Below are 16,395 nucleotides of genomic sequence, written 5' to 3'. Positions count from 1 at the left end.
CGATCGCTTAATTGACGATTAACGCGAATATTATATTATTTGTCAACATTTGCTTATTTTAAATTTTTTACCTTTCTTAGTGCATCCGACCCCGCAACATGAATCAGATTAAGGCGACTCCCTTTTTCAATATGAAAGCGGTTCCGGCTGCAGCACTCACTGCAGCAGTGTTTTTATCGATCACAGCCTGGCTATGCTGGCTCTCCTTGCAAGTATCGAAAGAGGATCTGCAACGTCAGCAGCAGCAGACAATCTTAGAACACCATGCGACGATACAAAATGAGTTAGACCACGAGGTTTCTCAGCTCGATTCTTTCGTCAGTCTGTATCACATATCCCCAAACTTCAATCGCTATGCGTTCCACTCCTTCGCAAAAATAGAAAATAAACCCTGGCTGATAGCCAAGTTATTTTCAAGAAGGGTCAAGTTCGACGATATGAGGGAATTTGAAAGCATGGTTAAGACCGACACCACCGTGGATGTGCGAGGCTATCCAGATTTTGTAATTCAAGACAAACAAGAACATCAAGATGCACTAGTCGCTCTTTATCTGGAGCCAAGACAGTTGTTGCAAAAAATTCAGGGCTTGAATCTGGAGAAATGGTTTCCAGTTGGTAGTAAGCGTATGAAAGAAAGCGCTCAAACTCTGTCCTTTTTAATTAAAGACTCACATCCCATATTAAGAGGAAACAATATCATCCTCTCAACCCCTGTGTATGAAACTCACCTCCCAATACGCAATGAGATACAGAGAAAAATTGCTTTCGAGGGTACTTTTTCGACTGTAATTTCTATCGATAAACTGATCAACGGCTTACTCGACTCTCCAAGCTTATCAATCTCTCGAGTCGAACTCATAGGTAGCGGTGTTAAGGATGAAGCGCTCATCATTCCATTAAAATTTTTAGTCGTTAAAAAGCAAAACCCTCGATTATTTTTGGAATCGTCTCAGCTCGAATTGCCATTATCAGTACCAGGAAAAAAATGGGCGATTCGATATGAAATGCAAATGGTGAATGGTGTTAGTGACAACCGCGTGATTTGGTTAATTGCGTTAATAGGTTTACTACTGACAATGTTTGCCTCTGGCTTTGTCTATGTCACGATACACACTGGGAAAATAGCCCTTAGTATCGCCAAAGAAATGACGAAAGCTCTGCACATCAGTGAAGATTCTTTGCTGGAAACGCAAAGACTTGCCAAAATGGGCAGTTTTCAGATTGGTCCACTAGGCGAAATTAGCGAACTTTCCGGGAATATTCGTGCTCTTTTTGAAATGCCTACGACTACAACAAATTTCGATATAACACAGATACTTGAGCATATAGATGAACAGTATCGCCTCGCCTTCAATTCACTAATTACACGGGCATGTGATGCATCTCTGCATACTCACCTTATTATAAAAGTTCGAAAAAACACACCCACCTGGCTAAATTTAATTGTCGACTCTAGCATCACCGAAGCCAGTTTCACCTTGCGCGTGATTGCTATGGATGTCACTGAAAAATACCAAGCGGAACAAAAAATTAAGCATTTGGCTTATCAGGATTCGCTCACCGGCCTAGCTAACCGCGCAAGTCTAAGGATAGCTACCGAACAAGCAATATTGACCTCCATAAAGGATGGCAATCAACTCGCACTGATTTTTTTGGATCTGGACAGATTTAAATTCATCAATGACTCAGCAGGGCACGATATCGGGGATCAGGTATTGACCGAGATAGGTAAACGTCTTCGTAGCGCTGTAAAAAGTCGAGATTTCATCGCCCGCCTGGGGGGCGATGAATTCGTTATCTTGGTGGAAGAACTAACTTCAGAAGTCGATCTTAAACTTATCGCAGAGAGAATACTTGCCCTAGTCAGCGCTCCTATGGTCATCGGCCTCCACACCTATTACCTAACCACTAGCATAGGTATCGCACTGGCAGAAAATGGCAAGCAAAATGCCGACATCCTGATGAAACAGGCTGACATCGCGATGTATCACAGCAAAGAAAAAGGTAAAAATAAATACACGATGTTTTCCAGTGCGATTGCCGAAGCCTTAGAAAATAAAACTAAACTAGAGATAGAGTTGCGCAGCGCTATCGAAAACTCTCTGTTTATTCCATATTATCAGCCGCAATACCGCGTCGATACTGGCCTGTTGTGCGGAGTCGAGAGTTTATTGCGTTGGAATCACCCTAGACGCGGCATGCTTTCTGCAAAAGAGTTTATCGACACAGCAGAAGAATCTGGCTTAATTATACAAATCGGCAATCAAGTCCTCACAGACGTCTGTAACACCATCTCTACATGGGATATGCCGGAAGACTTTATCGTTGGAGTCAACGTATCTAGCCTGCAATTTTTCCAAGTCGGATTTGTCGATTTCGTCATTAAAACCATACGCCGAGCAGGCATTCCCCCGCAGCGACTAGAAATTGAAGTCACGGAAACCATGATCATGCACGATACCGAGGTTGCCAGGACGAGTCTGGAGCAATTACACGCTTTTGGCGTAGGTGTCAGCATCGACGATTTTGGCACTGGTTACGCGTCGCTTACTTATTTAAGAGATTTTCCGGTTCAACGGATAAAAATTGACCAGCGCTTCGTGCAAGGACATACCGAGAATCACAAAGATATGGCGATCGTCAAAGCGATTTCAACGCTTGGTCATGATTTTGGAATGCAAGTGATCGCCGAGGGTGTAGAAACTGAGGCACAGTTAGTTTCATTAGGTCGAATGGGCTGCGATCTGTATCAGGGTTGGCTACGCTCGAATGCCCTTCCCGCAACAAGCATAAATCAACTTCTTAACGACGCTATGCTCGCCCACGAAACGCTCGCACTTCCAACTCTTGGATAGGCATATGACACAAAACAACCGGCGTCAACTGCTGCGATTTGCTCAAGCGCTGGCGTGCGCACCTCTAATCACTAGCCTAGCGGCATTCGCCGACGCCACACCGAAAAAAACAGTGATACGGGTAATGCTACCCGCTATCCCCTACTTTGAAATAATCAAACACTTTCTCATCAAGCTAAGTGTCAAATCCGGCATTTCCATAGAGATAGACGTACTTCCCTATTTGGAAATGCGGAATATTCAACTTATTGAATTACAAAAAAATCAGGGTAAATACGATCTTATTTTCATACTTACCTCCTGGAAAACTGAATACGTTGCATTAAGCTTATTAAGCAATCTCGATGTAGCGCAAAAAAATGGCAGATTGAAGATAGACGCAATCAGCGATTTTGTTCCGGCCTATCTAACGGTCGCGGGCAAAGTTGGCGGCGAGCGAGGTTACTTAGATGGGCCGCAGGCAAATTTATACGCGCTACCGCTAGGTACGGACACCAGCATCTTCGGCTATCGCAGCGATATTTTTCAAAAACATAATTGGAAAGCCCCACTCAATTACGATGAGTTACTCGCATTATTGCCACTCATACGGCAACACGAACCTGAGCTTATTCCCTTATCCAGCAGAGGTGCCCGCGGGCATCAAATAACACATGCCTGGTTGCTGCATTTCAACGCCTATGGCGGTGCTGTGTTCGACAAAAATTGGCAAGTGACGGTCAATAGTCCGGCCGGAATTAAAGCAATCGACGTATTAAAAGCAATTCACATCACGACTAAAGGTGGCATACTCAAGAACAATTATGCAGACGTTGGTAATGCATTTATTACCGGAAACGCAGCAATGTATCTCGACTCTTCGTTTATTTTTAATATTGCCAACGACACGGTCAAGTCTGTGGTGCACGACAAGGTCAGTTATGCACTTCACCCTAAAGGAACAATCCATTCGTCAGAAACTGGCGGCTTTGCCATTGCCGTACCAAAAAATTCCCCATCGATAGATAAATCTTTAGAATTACTGTCAATATTAACCAATCGCGCCCAAGAAAAAATTTTCGCAAGAATTGGCGGCATCCCGGTTCGCAGTAGTACTTTACGTGACCCTGAGCTGCAAAAAATATTTCCCGAGTACGCAGTCCTGGCCAAGCAGATAGAGTATGCCAATCCGAATTGGCGCCCTGCCATTCCCGAGTGGTCGATTATCAATGAAGAAATTCTTGGCAGTTTACTGCACGATGCTGTAGCAGGAAAAATCACGGCAACTCAGGCATTAGAGCAAGCACAAGAAAAAATTCTGCTAGTAATGCAAGCATCAGGTCGCTTTAAGAAGCGAGTTTGAGCCATGCTTAAGGGTGACTATTGCAATAATTCGCCAGCCCTGTCATAATACTCGTATGCGTTGCCGAGATGGCGGAATAGGTAGACGCACGGGACTCAAAATCCCGCGCTGAAAGGCGTGCCGGTTCGATTCCGGCTCTCGGCACCAACAGGTTATACAAAGAAGTACAAAGCAGTCCAAAAGCCCGTGTTACTCACTATGAGAACGCGGGTTTTTTGTTTTATGCCGTCTTTTAGCGTCCATTGCCATCCAACAGTTTTGCATCCATACTTTCATCCATGGATGCAAACCTCAAAACAGCATGGATGCAAAATGCCAAAGCTCTCAAAACCACTCACTGACACCCAAGTAAAGACTGCCAAACCTAAAGGGGATAAGCCCTATACCTTAGCTGACGGCGGAGGTATGTATCTTGAGGTTACAACATCAGGTTCCAAAATCTGGCGCATGTCATACCGCCAGGAAAATGGCAAACAAAACCGCTTAACCTTCGGAGCCTACCCGGAAATATCCCTCCTTGAAGCCAGAGCAAAACGTGCAGTCGCCCGCAAACTACTAGCGGATGGTATCGACCCAGGGCAGTTCAAACGAGACGCTAAGCAGGCGAAGGCGATTGCAGCTACGCACACTTTTGAAGCCGTTGCATTAACATGGCTAGAAAAGACAGTCGCGACCCGAGCAGTGACAACCCAAGAAAAAGTAACCAACTGGCTGAAGAAAGACGTGTTCCCATTCATCGGCAACATGCCAGTATCGGCGATCAAACCAACCGACGTCCTTGCGACTGTGCAAAAAATGGAGGCAAGAGGTGCCATTGATTCCGCACATCGTGTAAAGCAAATATGCGGACAAGTTCTACGATATGCGGTTGCGATCGGATTAATAGAACGCGATGTCACTACAGACCTAAAAGGCGCTTTGACAATCTCAATCAAGACCAACTATGCATCGATTACCGAACCTAAACAGTCCGGAGAATTAATGCGTTCAATATTTAGCTATACAGGACATCCTTACGCGCTGGCAGCATTGAAACTATCCGCCCTCTTCTTTGTACGACCAGGTGAGTTACGGTCAGCACAATGGTCAGAGATTGACCTTGAAGCCGCAGAATGGAGGATTCCCGGCGAAAAAATGAAAATGAAAGTTGACCATCTGGTTCCGTTATCGACTCAGGCAGTAGATATTCTACGCGGAGTATTTGCCATGTCTGGACATGGCAAATATGTATTCCCAAGCATAAGAACAAACGAACGATGCATGAGCGAAAACACGGTCAACGCAGCCTTGCGAGCGATGGGCTACGCAAAAGAGACGATGACTGCGCATGGATTTCGAGCAATGGCGCGTACGATCTTAGATGAAGTGCTTGGCGAACGAGTCGATCTGATAGAGCATCAATTGGCACATGCTGTTAAAGATCCAAATGGCCGCGCCTACAATCGAACGGCCCACTTACCTGCACGCCGTGAAATGATGCAACGTTGGTCAGACTACCTAGATAAACTGCGTATGGACGTTGGCACTCACTCTATACGGACATGAATTACCTTTCATCATCGGTCAAAATTCATTTCACTTCAAATCTGCCCCTGGTAGATTGATAATTTTAATATTAAGTTGCATTGCATTTTAAGAACGCGAGATTCAAGGATATTTCAAACTGGGAGTGTACGGATAACGCCTTCACTATCTTACTCAGAAGTTACACACCCAGTCTTCGCAGTCCACACTTACGAATTAAATCGACGTGCCATCTACCGGCTTTTTACGTGCAGATATACCGATCGCTGAGAATATGTCGTCACATTCACCTTCATCCTTACGCCCTAGCTCAGTTCCATTACTACCTTTGGCAACGAAAATTTGGCAAGCCTATGCGCTTGTGAGCAACCACCCTTGAAGGTGCCAAGCTCGAAATTATGTGTATTTGTGTCAAATAAGCCATCGATTTACACGACAAACCTGCCACTGGTTTGCACATTAACCAACCATGTTTGGGCATCTCAACGTAGCCACTCATTTCACACCAAATTTACTTCATAAAATAAAGCGCGCTTGTGTGGCAACTTACCCGAAACCTGACAGGCTCGTTTGGCGCGGAAGCCGACATCCACTTTTGGTCTTCGAATGTCGCCTACCCCAACCAGCCAATGATTTTTCTTTTCCAATACGATCAGTCATAGCGTAGCGGGGGCCTCGCAAACCTTGTCGCGCCCGCTGTTCTTGGCCGCGTAGAGCGCTTTGTCTGCCCGCTCCAACAGCGTATCGACCGTGGTGTCGCTGTCGTTCGCCGTGGCAACCCCGGTGGAAATGGTCAGGCGCACCACCGCGCCACCCTCCAAGGGTATCTCGGTAGCGGCGACGGCCTGCCGCAGACGCTCGGCCACATCAAGCGACTGCTTGGCGTCCGTTTCCGGCAGCAGCACGGCAAACTCTTCGCCGCCCATGCGACCCACGATGTCCCAGTCCCTCAGCATTTGCCGACTCGTCGCCACCAGCGACTGCAAGGCGACATCTCCGCCATGGTGGCCGTAGGTGTCGTTCACGGCCTTGAAGTGATCGATATCGATCATCCATAGCGAAGCCGGGTGACCATAACGGCGACAGCGTGCCAGCTCTTGATTGGCTATCTCGACGAATCGGCTGCGATTGGCGACTTGCGTCAGCGGATCGGTTTGCGCCTGGTGTTCCAGCACTTTCATCGTCGCACGCCGATCCGTGTTGTCCACGCCTGCCCCGACCAGATAGGCCTCATCGCCCACCACGAAGCGCCGAAAACTGATGAAATAGTACCGAGCGCCTTGGTCATGGGTGAGCATCTGCAACTCTGCCTGTGCATAACCGTCGGCGATGGCTTCTTTCATGATCGCCGCCGCGCGCGTCCGGTCCTCCAGAAGAATGGTTAGCAACCAGGTCCGGGCATGGAGTTCACGGTCCGTTAGCCCGGTCAGGCGGTTCAGTTGGTTGTTCCAGCGGCGGTAGTTGCCTTGTGCATCAATGACGTAGAAAGCACCCGGCGTACTTTCGACCATGGCGTCGAAAAAATTCTTCTCATTCGCGAGCGCCTCCTCCGCCTGCTTGCGTTCCGTGACATCGATGCCAAAACTGGCCACATAAGGCACGCCATCGACCTCGAGGCGCCGCGCCGTCTTGAGGTAGAGCCGTATCCCCCGATCAGCAGTCGACACACGAATTTCCATGCTGGTATAGCCCGTGGCAAAGGCCGTCAGAAACTTGGCTGCGGCCAGCGGTCGATCCTGCTCATGGATGCAACTCAAGATCGATTGGCCGCGCAATTGTTCTTCCGACAGGCCGGTTTCCTTGCGAAAGTGCTCGTTCCAGCGCACCAGCCTGGACTCCTCGTCGATCATGAAGAAGCCCCCGGGCGCGCACTCGATGATGGTGTCGGAAATCGTCGTCGCACGCTTCAAATCGCTCTCCAAGCGATGGGCAATAGCTTCCTTGTCGACTGCGAATCGCACCACCGACTCGGCCAATGCCTTATCGACGGCCTCGTTGAATCGAATCATCCCGTCGAGGTCGCTTTGCATGGCGGTGGCACTGGATTCATTCCATAAGCGAAGTACGGTTGCGCGCAACGCCCGAAATTCTGACACTGTCTCGGGCATGCTGAAGCCGCTTGTTTGACGTTCAGACCCGTGCAACTGGGCTTGACTGTCTTCCTCTTTCTCCGGGGCTAGACCTTGTGATTTTTCCGACTGCTCATCCGGAGTTTGCCTTTGCTCCATGTCCGCGACAATGGCCCGCAACATGCCCTTAGCATGATCGCGCGCCTGCACCGGGCTCAGACTGACGGGAATGATGTCCATCGCGAACTTTTCCCATTCGGCCAAGATGCAATCGATATTCTTGCTGATGTAATTGGATAATTTGAGCGCGGTCATTTACGTTCCTTCGGGAGCCGAGCCACACGGCCGGTCAAGTTGAGCCCCATGATGGAGGGAGCGAACGATCGTGTCTGTACGCTGTCGCACAGTAATGTTGGAGATGCACTGATGAACCATAGGAGCAAGTAATTGATGTGGCCGAATGACCAGTCATGGCCTGGATTTGCCAGATGTTAGTGGCTGCGCAAAAACGCGCAAAGACGGCGCACTTTCAACGTCGATATTTTCAATATTGCCTGAAAGAGAAAATCGTGCGATGCACAACGATTATGTGCTCAACCATAACCGACGATTGTTTCTCGACCGGCTGGAGCAAGAGGTCATGCATGCAAGGCGCATAGGTGCATGCACGGCTCTTCTATTTATCGACCTTGATCATTTTAAGGAAGCGAACGATCAGTTTGGTCATGAAGCGGGCGATCAATTGTTGCGACTTGTGACGGCTCGATTTCGTTTGTGCACTCGCGAAACCGATACAGTTGCCCGCTTGGGTGGGGACGAATTCACCATCATCCTTCAAGATTTGGGCGATACAAAGTACGTCGAATTCGTTGCCGAGAAAATCCTAACTGAATTGTCAAAGCCATTCCATATTTTCGATCATTTTATTCATATTTCAGGCAGTATAGGGATAGCGCTTTGCCCACAGGATGCGACTCAATCTGAAGTCCTCATGAAATATGCTGATCAAGCAATGTATTTGGCAAAAAACGTCGGTCGCAATCAAGTAAAATTTTTCTCGCCGCAGCTACCGGAGGTTGTTCCCCCACTTTCGCGATACACCGGCAGGATTACGCATTGACTGAACTAAATATGAGCATTAAATTCAGTTCTTCAGCGCCACCTAATGCCGCGGTTAATCCACCAAACGAGCATTGCAACGAGTGGCTTTAGGGGGGCCGCCTTCGAGACTGTCGGGGCCAAATTTGGAACATGCGCAGTCGGCGCATTTGAACTTCCGCAGATTGGCGTTATGCCAAGCTTTGCGTGAAGCCCCTATGTATAGCCGAGATTTCGAAGGACAAGTGAAATGACCATTAGTGTTTGCGCGGCAATTGAATCGACGCGACAGCAGGCTAAATAATATGCTGTTAGTATGCGTCTTGGCCGTCTAATCAGTGCTATTTCTTTTGAAAGTTATCTTGAGCAAACTTCTGCATAACGTAAAACCCGATCCCCGCCTAAACCAAATTCTGGCCGCGCTGCCTGATGAAGACTACGCGAGAATTCTGCCCAACTTGCAACTGGTAGAAATGCCGCGCGGCTGGACGATGTCGGAATCGGGTGATCATGAGAACTATTTGCACTTCCCAACATCAGGCATTGTTTCGTTGATATACGCATTAGAAGATGGTTCGTCTAGCGAAATCGCATTGGTTGGAAATGAGGGCTTGGTTGGCATTTCCATTTATATGGGCGGCGAAAGCTTGCCCACCAGCACTGAGGTGCAAAGTGCGGGACAGGCTTATCGCTTGAGCAGGAAGATGATGAAGAGAGAGTTTGGGCTCGGAGGCCAGCTCCAGCACCTCGCGTTGCTCTACACCCAGGCGTTGGTTTGTCAGACATCGCAGATGGCCGTGTGCAATCAGCATCATTCGGTGGAGCAACGGTTCAGTCGCTGGATGTTGATGACGGTGGATCGACTTAACAGTGACAAAGTTGTTATTACCCAAGAGCAGCTGTCGCACTTGCTTGGCGTTCGGAGAGAGAGTGTGACGCTTACTGTAGGTTCGCTTCAAAAAGATGGAATGGTTACCTGCGTCCGAGGCAGCATTACCTTAGTCGACCGAGTAAAGCTCGAAGAGCAAGCTTGCGAGTGTTACAGCGCGGTCAAGTTGGAGTGCGAACGATTGCTTCCAACGCAGTACGCGCCTAAGCTAGCGGCCTGAGTTGGTTACTAGGCGCTACCCAACCGCCCATTCTCATACTGATACATCGCTTATGTCCGTTGTAGCTTGGTGGCATCGTTCTGATTTTTACATAATATTCCCTTAAGACGAAGGCTGACACTTGGGAATTTCATGTGTCCTCGTCGAGCCGTAATGCTGGCGAGAGTGTAAATCTTGGCGGCACAAAACGGCCCGTCGAATATCCCCGATCGAACGACAGCTATGCAATGGTACCTATGAGTCGCAAGAATTGGCTATTCTGTTGGACTTAGTTGGGTCCCAAGCACATTGGCATTGTGCTGAGCATCTGTGAAAAATCAGAAGTAAATAAGAAAAATTAGAAGTTGGTGAGAAAGTTCAATATCGGTTTTTCCGCAGGATGTGCCAGCACTTAGTGTCATTCATTCGCCCTGAAAGCTAACGCATATATCTGTTAGCTCTAAGGGCCTTTCACATGCTGTGGGAATTTACCAGACGTCAATACAATCATTCGGAAACAACTTTCAATCAAGTCTCGCTAACTTCTGCATTTTTTCTCACTAACTATTGAACTTCTGTGACAAAAAGCGGCTGTTTTTATCAAAATCAACTGATTGGTCACAGCATCGTTGTCACCTGCCGTCTGCATGACATCAATCCTTACGATTATTTCGTTAATGTATTCCAGCGCGTGTGGCAACACCCCGCCTCTAAAGTGCATGAACTTACGCCGAGAATGGGGAAGGCGCTGTTTACGGACAATCCATTGCGTTCGGATTTACATCAAACGACGCGATGATACGATGACGGCGTGTAGTCACCGATTACCACGGTATGGCCTCGTTTCATGGCTGGATTCAATTCAAAAAAAATGGCCACTTTTAGCGACCATCTTATATAACGATAACGCTTCAAGAAATTTTATTCGCGTCCTTGAGGATTTCCTTTGCATCACCGTAACTTTTCTCGGCTTTTCCGGAAATCTGTTTTCCGAGACCTTTTACTTGTTGCTCTTTGTTGCCAGCCAGTTTTCCAGCCTCTTCTTGCACTTTACCAGCGATGTCTTTTGCGACTCCCTTAACTTGATCTTTGTTCATTGTCATATTCCTTCATGTAAATTGACAGGCATCCCTGTAGAATCTCAAGGATGAACTAATCGTTGCTGCCAATCTGTACGGTACCCCACAATGGATCGACCCATCCCATGTGATTGCACACGACGATTTTGCCGAGTGGGCCGCTCAGGTGCTCAGAACCGGTTATCTTAGATGTAAAACGCCAAATTGCCGGGAAGTGAATGGCTGCATTCAGTCTGCTGTTGCCCATCGGACGTCATCTTCAATTTGAATGAAATTTGTGGCTACTTTGCCGCGTCAATTGAATGCTGGTTTCAAATGTAAATGTTTGGTTTTTTGATGCAACTTGGTGGCTGTTTTGAATTGCCATTCGCTGGCCGCATTAAATGCAAACCGGTGGCAGGTTTGTGATGCAAATCGGTGGCTTATTTGATGCTAATACACAAATTAACCATAGGAAATCGATAAAAGGCAAATTAGGGTTCGTCTACCTGACGTACGTTTGGCCGATTCAAAAAAATTTCAGCCATATATCCTAGTAGTGAGAATAGCTAATCGCTATTACTTAAACACGATCAGGTTGATGGTGTTTATCTTATTGCAAAGGAAAATTCATGGACCAAAATACTTTCTTCACGAGCATCAACATAGCAACCGGATCATTCGTGCTTGTGATGCTTTACCCCATCCTCACATCCAAGAACCTGCAGGAGTTAAATGACTCGCTTAAAACCCGGCCGTTACTTGCAAAAATGGTCGCCAGTAAATCCGCCAGGAGTTACTTACAGGCCTGCATTTACTTTCTCATTTCTTTTATGGCGTATAGCGTAATCGCCAACAACGGTGACGTCGAGGTCGATATGGATCTGGCGATACTGTCTTTGCTTATTCTGTTTTTCATCACATTAATCAGAATATGGAAATTGCGCAGCCTATTTCGCCACTCCGCACATCAATCAGCAAAAAACATCTAATTGAAGGAGCCATAAAAATGGATATCAAATGCCCACGATGTGGATCAGTTCATATACAGACAAAGAATTACGGAAAGAAAACCGGTGGTACCGTCGGCACAGTCGCAGGTGCTGCGGCCGGAGCTGCTGGCGCACTCGGTGGTGCTGAGATAGGTGCGACGGTCGGACTAGTGGCTGGCCCCGTCGGTGCTGCGTTAGGCACCATTGCGGGTGCCATGCTAGGCGCACTCTTTGGCGGGTCCGCCGGATGCGTCACAGGAACCAAGCTTGGTGTAGTAGTCGACGACACTGTCTTAGACAATTATCAGTGCTTCGAGTGCCACCATTCATTTGGAAAGACTCACGTTTAAAAAGTAACCCCCTCCTCCGCACACTCTCTGATGTGTATTGACGATTTTTAATTCAGCTTCTCTCTGGCAACGCTATCAATAGCATCGCCATCGCAACACTCACTTAACAAACTCCCCGCACTAGCTTGCTTAAGCTGTTTTATACAGCGGCATTGCTACGTGCATACTCAATGAAAGGTAATTCATCATGGCACATCTCGTCGAATCAATGGCCTATGTCAACGACACTCCCTGGCATGGTCTCGGTAATCAACTTACCGCACGTCAGCCTATCGAAGTCTGGGCAAAACAAGCAGGTATGGATTGGCAGATCCGGGAAGCCCCGGTCCGCTATATGACGGAAAGTATAGGCAGTCTGGGAGCGATCATGTCGTTCCCAGAAAATAAGGTGCTGTTCCGCTCCGACAGTAACGCGCCTTTATCGGTGGTTAGCCAGCGCTATCAGGTAGTACAGCCACGTGAAATTCTGGAGTTCTATCGCGATCTCACAGAGATCTCTGGCTTTGAACTGGAAACGGCTGGAATCTTGAAAGGTGGCCGCAAGATATGGGCACTGGCAAAAACGGGACAGTCCGCGATCATCAAGAACAATGACGTGACCAATGCCTACGTTTTACTGGCAACCGCCTGTGACGGCACTTTGGCAACAACCGCACAATTCACCTCGATACGCGTGGTTTGCAATAACACCTTAGCGGTAGCCCTCGCTGGCGGCACTGGCGCAGTCAAAGTGCCGCACAACACGTCATTTGACCCGCAAGCGGTCAAGAAGCAATTAGGAACCTCTGTGTCTAACTGGGATGCGTTTATGTATCGCATGAAGGGATTAAGTGAACGCAAAGTCAAATCAAATGAGGTAACCAATTATTTATTGCGCGTGTTTACTGATCAGACAAAAACAGGGCCAGGTCACACGAATGATCGTGCTATGAGCAAGGCATTGACCTTATTCGACGGCCATGGGAAAGGCGCAGAACTGGCATCATCGAAAGGAACGGCCTTCGGCTTACTCCAGTCTGTCACTGAATTTGTAGATCACGAGCGCCGGGCCAGAAGTGTCGATCACCGATTGGAATCAGCATGGTTTGGTCAGGGTGCGGCACTCAAGCAAAAAGCACTCGACCAGGCGCTACTGTTAATAGATTAATCACTATGTTTTATCACACCACAAAGCCCGACTGAGCTAACCCCTCGGTCGGGCTTTTTACTTTTAGGACTAAAAATGAATACCGCAACGATGTCAGTAAAACCCAATCGTCCAGCATTAAGGCTGGTATCAACAAAAGAGTTAAGCCGTAATGATTGGCTCAACGTCAGAAAAGGAGGCATCGGCAGTAGCGATGCTGCCGCAGCAGTCGGGCTAAATCCCTATCAGTCACAGCTGGAACTATGGCTGATCAAGACGGGCCGTGACGCTGACTTACCCAAAATCGATCCTAAGGATGAAACCTCACCGATGTATTGGGGATCGCTGTTGGAACCGATAGTGGCAGCACACTATACAAAGCGCACCGGCCATCGCGTCCGGCGCATCAACGCGGTTCTGCAACACCCTGATCCGGATAAGGCATGGATGCTGGCAAATCTCGACTATACGGTGGTCGGTGTCGACGAAGTACAGATCCTCGAATGCAAAACCGCTGGAGAGAATGGGGTCCGGCTTTGGCGTGAAGGCGTGCCAGAGTATATTGTCTGCCAGGTGCAACATCAGCTTGCCGTAACAGGAAAAGCAGCAGCGGACGTCTGCGTGCTGGTTTGTGGTCAGGAAATTCGCATTTACCGGATTGATCGCGATGATGCTCTGATTAGCAGACTGATTGAGTTGGAGCAAAAATTCTGGCATTACGTGGAAACAGATACTCCACCTCCAGCCGATGGCTCTAATTCTGCCGATATGGCATTACGCTGTCTTTATCCACTGGATTCGGGCAATAGCTTAGATTTGACTGAAGACACTGAGATGTCATCCACCTTCTCGGATTTGGTCAACCTCCGTGCAGATATCGCAAATCGTGAAGAGATCGAAGCCATACTCAAACAAAAGATCCAGCAGCGTATGGGTGATGCCAGTCGGGCTGTATTTGAAACAGGATCAGTAAGCTTTAAACGCAGTAAAGATGGTCTTGGTATCGACATGCCTAAGCTTTTGCTGGAGCAACCAGACCTGCCACAGCGTTACCCCTTGGTCAAACCGGGCAGTCGCCGCTTTCTCATCTCGGTATAAATCACACCACATCATCCGCCCCATGCAGGAGCCTTTATGCCGCCTTCGCCATCCATCAATATGGCGTAGGCGTTTCTATTTTTAGGAGCACAAAATGATCAAAGGTTTAGCAATCACCCCTCCGATACTGGGTCGTATCTCTATTGGCAGAGTCGTTGAAAAAAATGGCAAACGCTTACCCGAGAAAGACGATCAATTTACGATCACCTCGCAAGTCCAGAATCGTGAAGGCTGGATTAATCACCCTATAGACGAAGAACTACGCAAAGCATCCCCCAATGGAAAAATTCGTTCTATTCCAGTGCGTTTATTGTTTAACGATCCTGATTTAAATTTGCGTGCCGAATACAGTCTATTTGACCGCCAGTCTGGCCGCCCGCTGTGCGTTGGCAATGGTGAGACGTGCAGACGCTATACCGCATCCGGAGTACAAGTTCTGCCCTGCCCGTCGCCAGATCTGTGTGAACTAGCTAAGGGCGGGCAGTGCAAACCCTACGGCAGATTGAACGTGGTGCTTGGTGACGATGATGAACTTGGTACCTTCATCTTTAGAACCACAGGCTTTAACAGTATCCGCAGTCTGGCAGCGCGACTCAGTTATTACCAGGCTGTGTCGGGCAATCTCTTGGCCTGCTTACCCTTGGAACTGCGTTTAAGAGGAAAAAGCACGACACTCAGTCATCGCTCTGCGATCTACTATGTTGATTTAACCATCAGAGAAGGCTTGACGCTGGTGGTCGCTATTGCAGAAGCTAAGCAAAACGATACGCGGCGCAAGGCCGGCGGATATGACCAAGCGGCGCTTGATGCTGCAGCCATTCAGGGATTTGGTAATGGGACGTTTGAACACAACGACGAAGAAATTTCGGAGATTGTTGATGAGTTCTTTCCCGCTGATGAAGGGGAAAATCGACGTGGCAACGCTGCTGCCGATACTAGTGTCGGCAGCAAGCTTAAGCCGAGTTTAGTGCAGAAATTGGATAAGAAAGTGGTTGACCTTAACGGTCTCGCTACATCATCATCAACAGTCTTCGATCATTGATACTTGCAATACTTTCTTGGTGCACGGCTATTTAGTACGACTTAAACAATATTGAATTGACGATAACCGTCAATTTTTTTTCATTTCAACTTAACTCATTTTACTAATTAAAATACTACAAATATACTCACACAAAAGTAAATCACTGTTCAGCACTCATATCTTCATTTGTAAGCTGAGGCCAAACGGACATGTCTCATTATATTTGAAGAGCCTTTTTGCCTCTCAATTTTTTGTATTAACGGGTTAGTAATATGTTTAAACGCGGTGACCAAGTAGAAATCCTTCCTGAGTTCCAAGGCGACGGAGACGATAAATTCATTTGGATTGTTTTAGGCGACGAAGAAAAAGGTCGCGTCGACATTAGTCCGATAAATATTAGCTTAACGATCAAACCAATATATATGTTTTATGTTAATCAAATCAAGTTAGTTGCCCCACAAAAAAATTATAAAACCTAAGATATAACAAATAGCATCCAATAGTTTCCATCTCGGGAGCGCATTAATTTTTTAGTGGATGATTAATGACACCCAGAGTGTTGACCTCAGAAACTCCCGGTCACAAAAATTACCAATCTGTATTTAGGTAACACGAGGTCGGGTCTTCCTGGTAAGCTTCGGGAATGCAATCGAGAATGGAATCCTTTTCCATGTAAAAATCGCCGCACGATCATTTCCGCTTTTTTGTGTCGTTCTCAAGAATCGATTCCATCATGCAGGATCTTTTGGCTTTACTAAAAATAAAGTCCAT

Annotated in this window: 14 protein-coding genes, 1 tRNA gene and 1 pseudogene; 13 read left to right on the top strand and 3 right to left on the bottom strand. The window is 47.5% G+C overall.

Features of this window, described 5'->3' with window-relative positions; all coding sequences use genetic code 11:
- Positions 1 to 98 precede the first annotated feature (98 nt).
- From ACO0K8_RS11645 to ACO0K8_RS11630, 4 genes are all read left to right on the top strand, one after another.
- Positions 99 to 2,855, top strand: coding sequence for a bifunctional diguanylate cyclase/phosphodiesterase (locus tag ACO0K8_RS11645; protein ID WP_422946822.1), 2,757 nt, complete (start codon positions 99 to 101; stop codon positions 2,853 to 2,855).
- 4 nt (positions 2,856 to 2,859) lie between these two features.
- Positions 2,860 to 4,197, top strand: coding sequence for an extracellular solute-binding protein (locus ACO0K8_RS11640; protein WP_422946821.1), 1,338 nt, complete (start codon positions 2,860 to 2,862; stop codon positions 4,195 to 4,197).
- A 62-nt stretch (positions 4,198 to 4,259) separates the two neighbouring features.
- Positions 4,260 to 4,344, top strand: a tRNA-Leu gene (locus ACO0K8_RS11635).
- A gap of 165 nt (positions 4,345 to 4,509) precedes the next feature.
- Positions 4,510 to 5,742: a tyrosine-type recombinase/integrase gene (locus tag ACO0K8_RS11630; protein ID WP_422946820.1), complete on the top strand. Its 1,233-nt coding sequence runs from the start codon at positions 4,510 to 4,512 to the stop codon at positions 5,740 to 5,742.
- A gap of 635 nt (positions 5,743 to 6,377) precedes the next feature.
- On the opposite strand, the gene ACO0K8_RS11625 is transcribed toward ACO0K8_RS11630, so the two are convergent.
- Positions 6,378 to 8,105: a sensor domain-containing diguanylate cyclase gene (locus ACO0K8_RS11625; protein ID WP_422946819.1), complete on the bottom strand. Its 1,728-nt coding sequence runs from the start codon at positions 8,103 to 8,105 to the stop codon at positions 6,378 to 6,380.
- A gap of 145 nt (positions 8,106 to 8,250) precedes the next feature.
- Between ACO0K8_RS11625 and ACO0K8_RS11620 the strand changes: the two genes are divergently transcribed.
- From ACO0K8_RS11620 to ACO0K8_RS11610, 3 genes and pseudogenes are all read left to right on the top strand, one after another.
- Positions 8,251 to 8,910 carry a diguanylate cyclase domain-containing protein gene (locus ACO0K8_RS11620; protein WP_422946818.1) on the top strand — a complete coding sequence of 220 codons (660 nt, stop codon included), beginning with the start codon at positions 8,251 to 8,253 and terminating at the stop codon, positions 8,908 to 8,910.
- A 340-nt stretch (positions 8,911 to 9,250) separates the two neighbouring features.
- Entirely contained in the window at positions 9,251 to 9,997 is a 747-nt protein-coding gene (locus ACO0K8_RS11615; RefSeq protein WP_422946817.1) for a Crp/Fnr family transcriptional regulator, read from the top strand.
- Positions 9,998 to 10,598: 601 nt separating this feature from the next.
- Positions 10,599 to 10,775, top strand: a pseudogene (locus tag ACO0K8_RS11610) (transposase domain-containing protein); the annotation flags it as partial.
- Between the two features lie 112 nt (positions 10,776 to 10,887).
- On the opposite strand, the gene ACO0K8_RS11605 reads toward ACO0K8_RS11610, so the two are convergent.
- Positions 10,888 to 11,073, bottom strand: a complete 186-nt coding sequence (locus tag ACO0K8_RS11605; RefSeq protein WP_422946816.1) for a CsbD family protein — start codon at positions 11,071 to 11,073, stop codon at positions 10,888 to 10,890.
- A gap of 593 nt (positions 11,074 to 11,666) precedes the next feature.
- Here ACO0K8_RS11605 and ACO0K8_RS11600 point away from each other — a divergent pair.
- From ACO0K8_RS11600 to ACO0K8_RS11575, 6 genes are all read left to right on the top strand, one after another.
- Entirely contained in the window at positions 11,667 to 12,026 is a 360-nt protein-coding gene (locus ACO0K8_RS11600) for a hypothetical protein (protein ID WP_422946815.1), read from the top strand.
- A 17-nt stretch (positions 12,027 to 12,043) separates the two neighbouring features.
- Complete coding sequence (locus ACO0K8_RS11595) at positions 12,044 to 12,376, top strand: hypothetical protein (protein WP_422946814.1); 333 nt, start codon at positions 12,044 to 12,046, stop codon at positions 12,374 to 12,376.
- A 187-nt stretch (positions 12,377 to 12,563) separates the two neighbouring features.
- Entirely contained in the window at positions 12,564 to 13,523 is a 960-nt protein-coding gene (locus ACO0K8_RS11590) for a DUF932 domain-containing protein (protein ID WP_422946813.1), read from the top strand.
- A gap of 75 nt (positions 13,524 to 13,598) precedes the next feature.
- A complete protein-coding gene (locus tag ACO0K8_RS11585) occupies positions 13,599 to 14,600 on the top strand; it encodes a YqaJ viral recombinase family protein (protein ID WP_422946812.1) in 1,002 nt (333 codons plus the stop codon).
- 94 nt (positions 14,601 to 14,694) lie between these two features.
- Positions 14,695 to 15,642, top strand: a complete 948-nt coding sequence (locus tag ACO0K8_RS11580; protein ID WP_422946811.1) for a hydrolase or metal-binding protein — start codon at positions 14,695 to 14,697, stop codon at positions 15,640 to 15,642.
- Between the two features lie 254 nt (positions 15,643 to 15,896).
- The gene (locus ACO0K8_RS11575) at positions 15,897 to 16,103 is read left to right on the top strand and encodes a hypothetical protein (RefSeq protein WP_422946810.1); all 207 of its coding nucleotides are present in this window, start codon (positions 15,897 to 15,899) and stop codon (positions 16,101 to 16,103) included.
- 86 nt (positions 16,104 to 16,189) lie between these two features.
- Here ACO0K8_RS11575 and ACO0K8_RS11570 read toward each other — a convergent pair whose 3' ends face one another.
- Positions 16,190 to 16,318, bottom strand: coding sequence for a hypothetical protein (locus ACO0K8_RS11570; protein WP_422946809.1), 129 nt, complete (start codon positions 16,316 to 16,318; stop codon positions 16,190 to 16,192).
- Between the last annotated feature and the right edge of the window lie 77 nt (positions 16,319 to 16,395).

It is taken from the genome of Undibacterium sp. Ren11W (genome assembly GCF_049340485.1).
Lineage (GTDB): Bacteria > Pseudomonadota > Gammaproteobacteria > Burkholderiales > Burkholderiaceae_D > Undibacterium.
The sequence above is the reverse complement of the archived record's forward strand: the minus strand, read 5'-3'. Positions and strand labels throughout refer to the sequence as shown.

What these genes read in the sequence shown, in the direction of transcription:
- ACO0K8_RS11645 (WP_422946822.1), top strand. Translation starts at nt 99, where the DNA reads ATGAATCAGATTAAGGCGACTCCCTTTTTCAATATGAAAGCGGTTCCG.
- ACO0K8_RS11640 (WP_422946821.1), top strand. Translation starts at nt 2,860, where the DNA reads ATGACACAAAACAACCGGCGTCAACTGCTGCGATTTGCTCAAGCGCTG.
- ACO0K8_RS11630 (WP_422946820.1), top strand. Translation starts at nt 4,510, where the DNA reads ATGCCAAAGCTCTCAAAACCACTCACTGACACCCAAGTAAAGACTGCC.
- ACO0K8_RS11625 (WP_422946819.1), bottom strand. Translation starts at nt 8,105, where the DNA reads ATGACCGCGCTCAAATTATCCAATTACATCAGCAAGAATATCGATTGC.
- ACO0K8_RS11620 (WP_422946818.1), top strand. Translation starts at nt 8,251, where the DNA reads ATGACCAGTCATGGCCTGGATTTGCCAGATGTTAGTGGCTGCGCAAAA.
- ACO0K8_RS11605 (WP_422946816.1), bottom strand. Translation starts at nt 11,073, where the DNA reads ATGAACAAAGATCAAGTTAAGGGAGTCGCAAAAGACATCGCTGGTAAA.
- ACO0K8_RS11600 (WP_422946815.1), top strand. Translation starts at nt 11,667, where the DNA reads ATGGACCAAAATACTTTCTTCACGAGCATCAACATAGCAACCGGATCA.
- ACO0K8_RS11595 (WP_422946814.1), top strand. Translation starts at nt 12,044, where the DNA reads ATGGATATCAAATGCCCACGATGTGGATCAGTTCATATACAGACAAAG.
- ACO0K8_RS11590 (WP_422946813.1), top strand. Translation starts at nt 12,564, where the DNA reads ATGGCACATCTCGTCGAATCAATGGCCTATGTCAACGACACTCCCTGG.
- ACO0K8_RS11585 (WP_422946812.1), top strand. Translation starts at nt 13,599, where the DNA reads ATGAATACCGCAACGATGTCAGTAAAACCCAATCGTCCAGCATTAAGG.
- ACO0K8_RS11580 (WP_422946811.1), top strand. Translation starts at nt 14,695, where the DNA reads ATGATCAAAGGTTTAGCAATCACCCCTCCGATACTGGGTCGTATCTCT.
- ACO0K8_RS11575 (WP_422946810.1), top strand. Translation starts at nt 15,897, where the DNA reads ATGTTTAAACGCGGTGACCAAGTAGAAATCCTTCCTGAGTTCCAAGGC.
- ACO0K8_RS11570 (WP_422946809.1), bottom strand. Translation starts at nt 16,318, where the DNA reads ATGATCGTGCGGCGATTTTTACATGGAAAAGGATTCCATTCTCGATTG.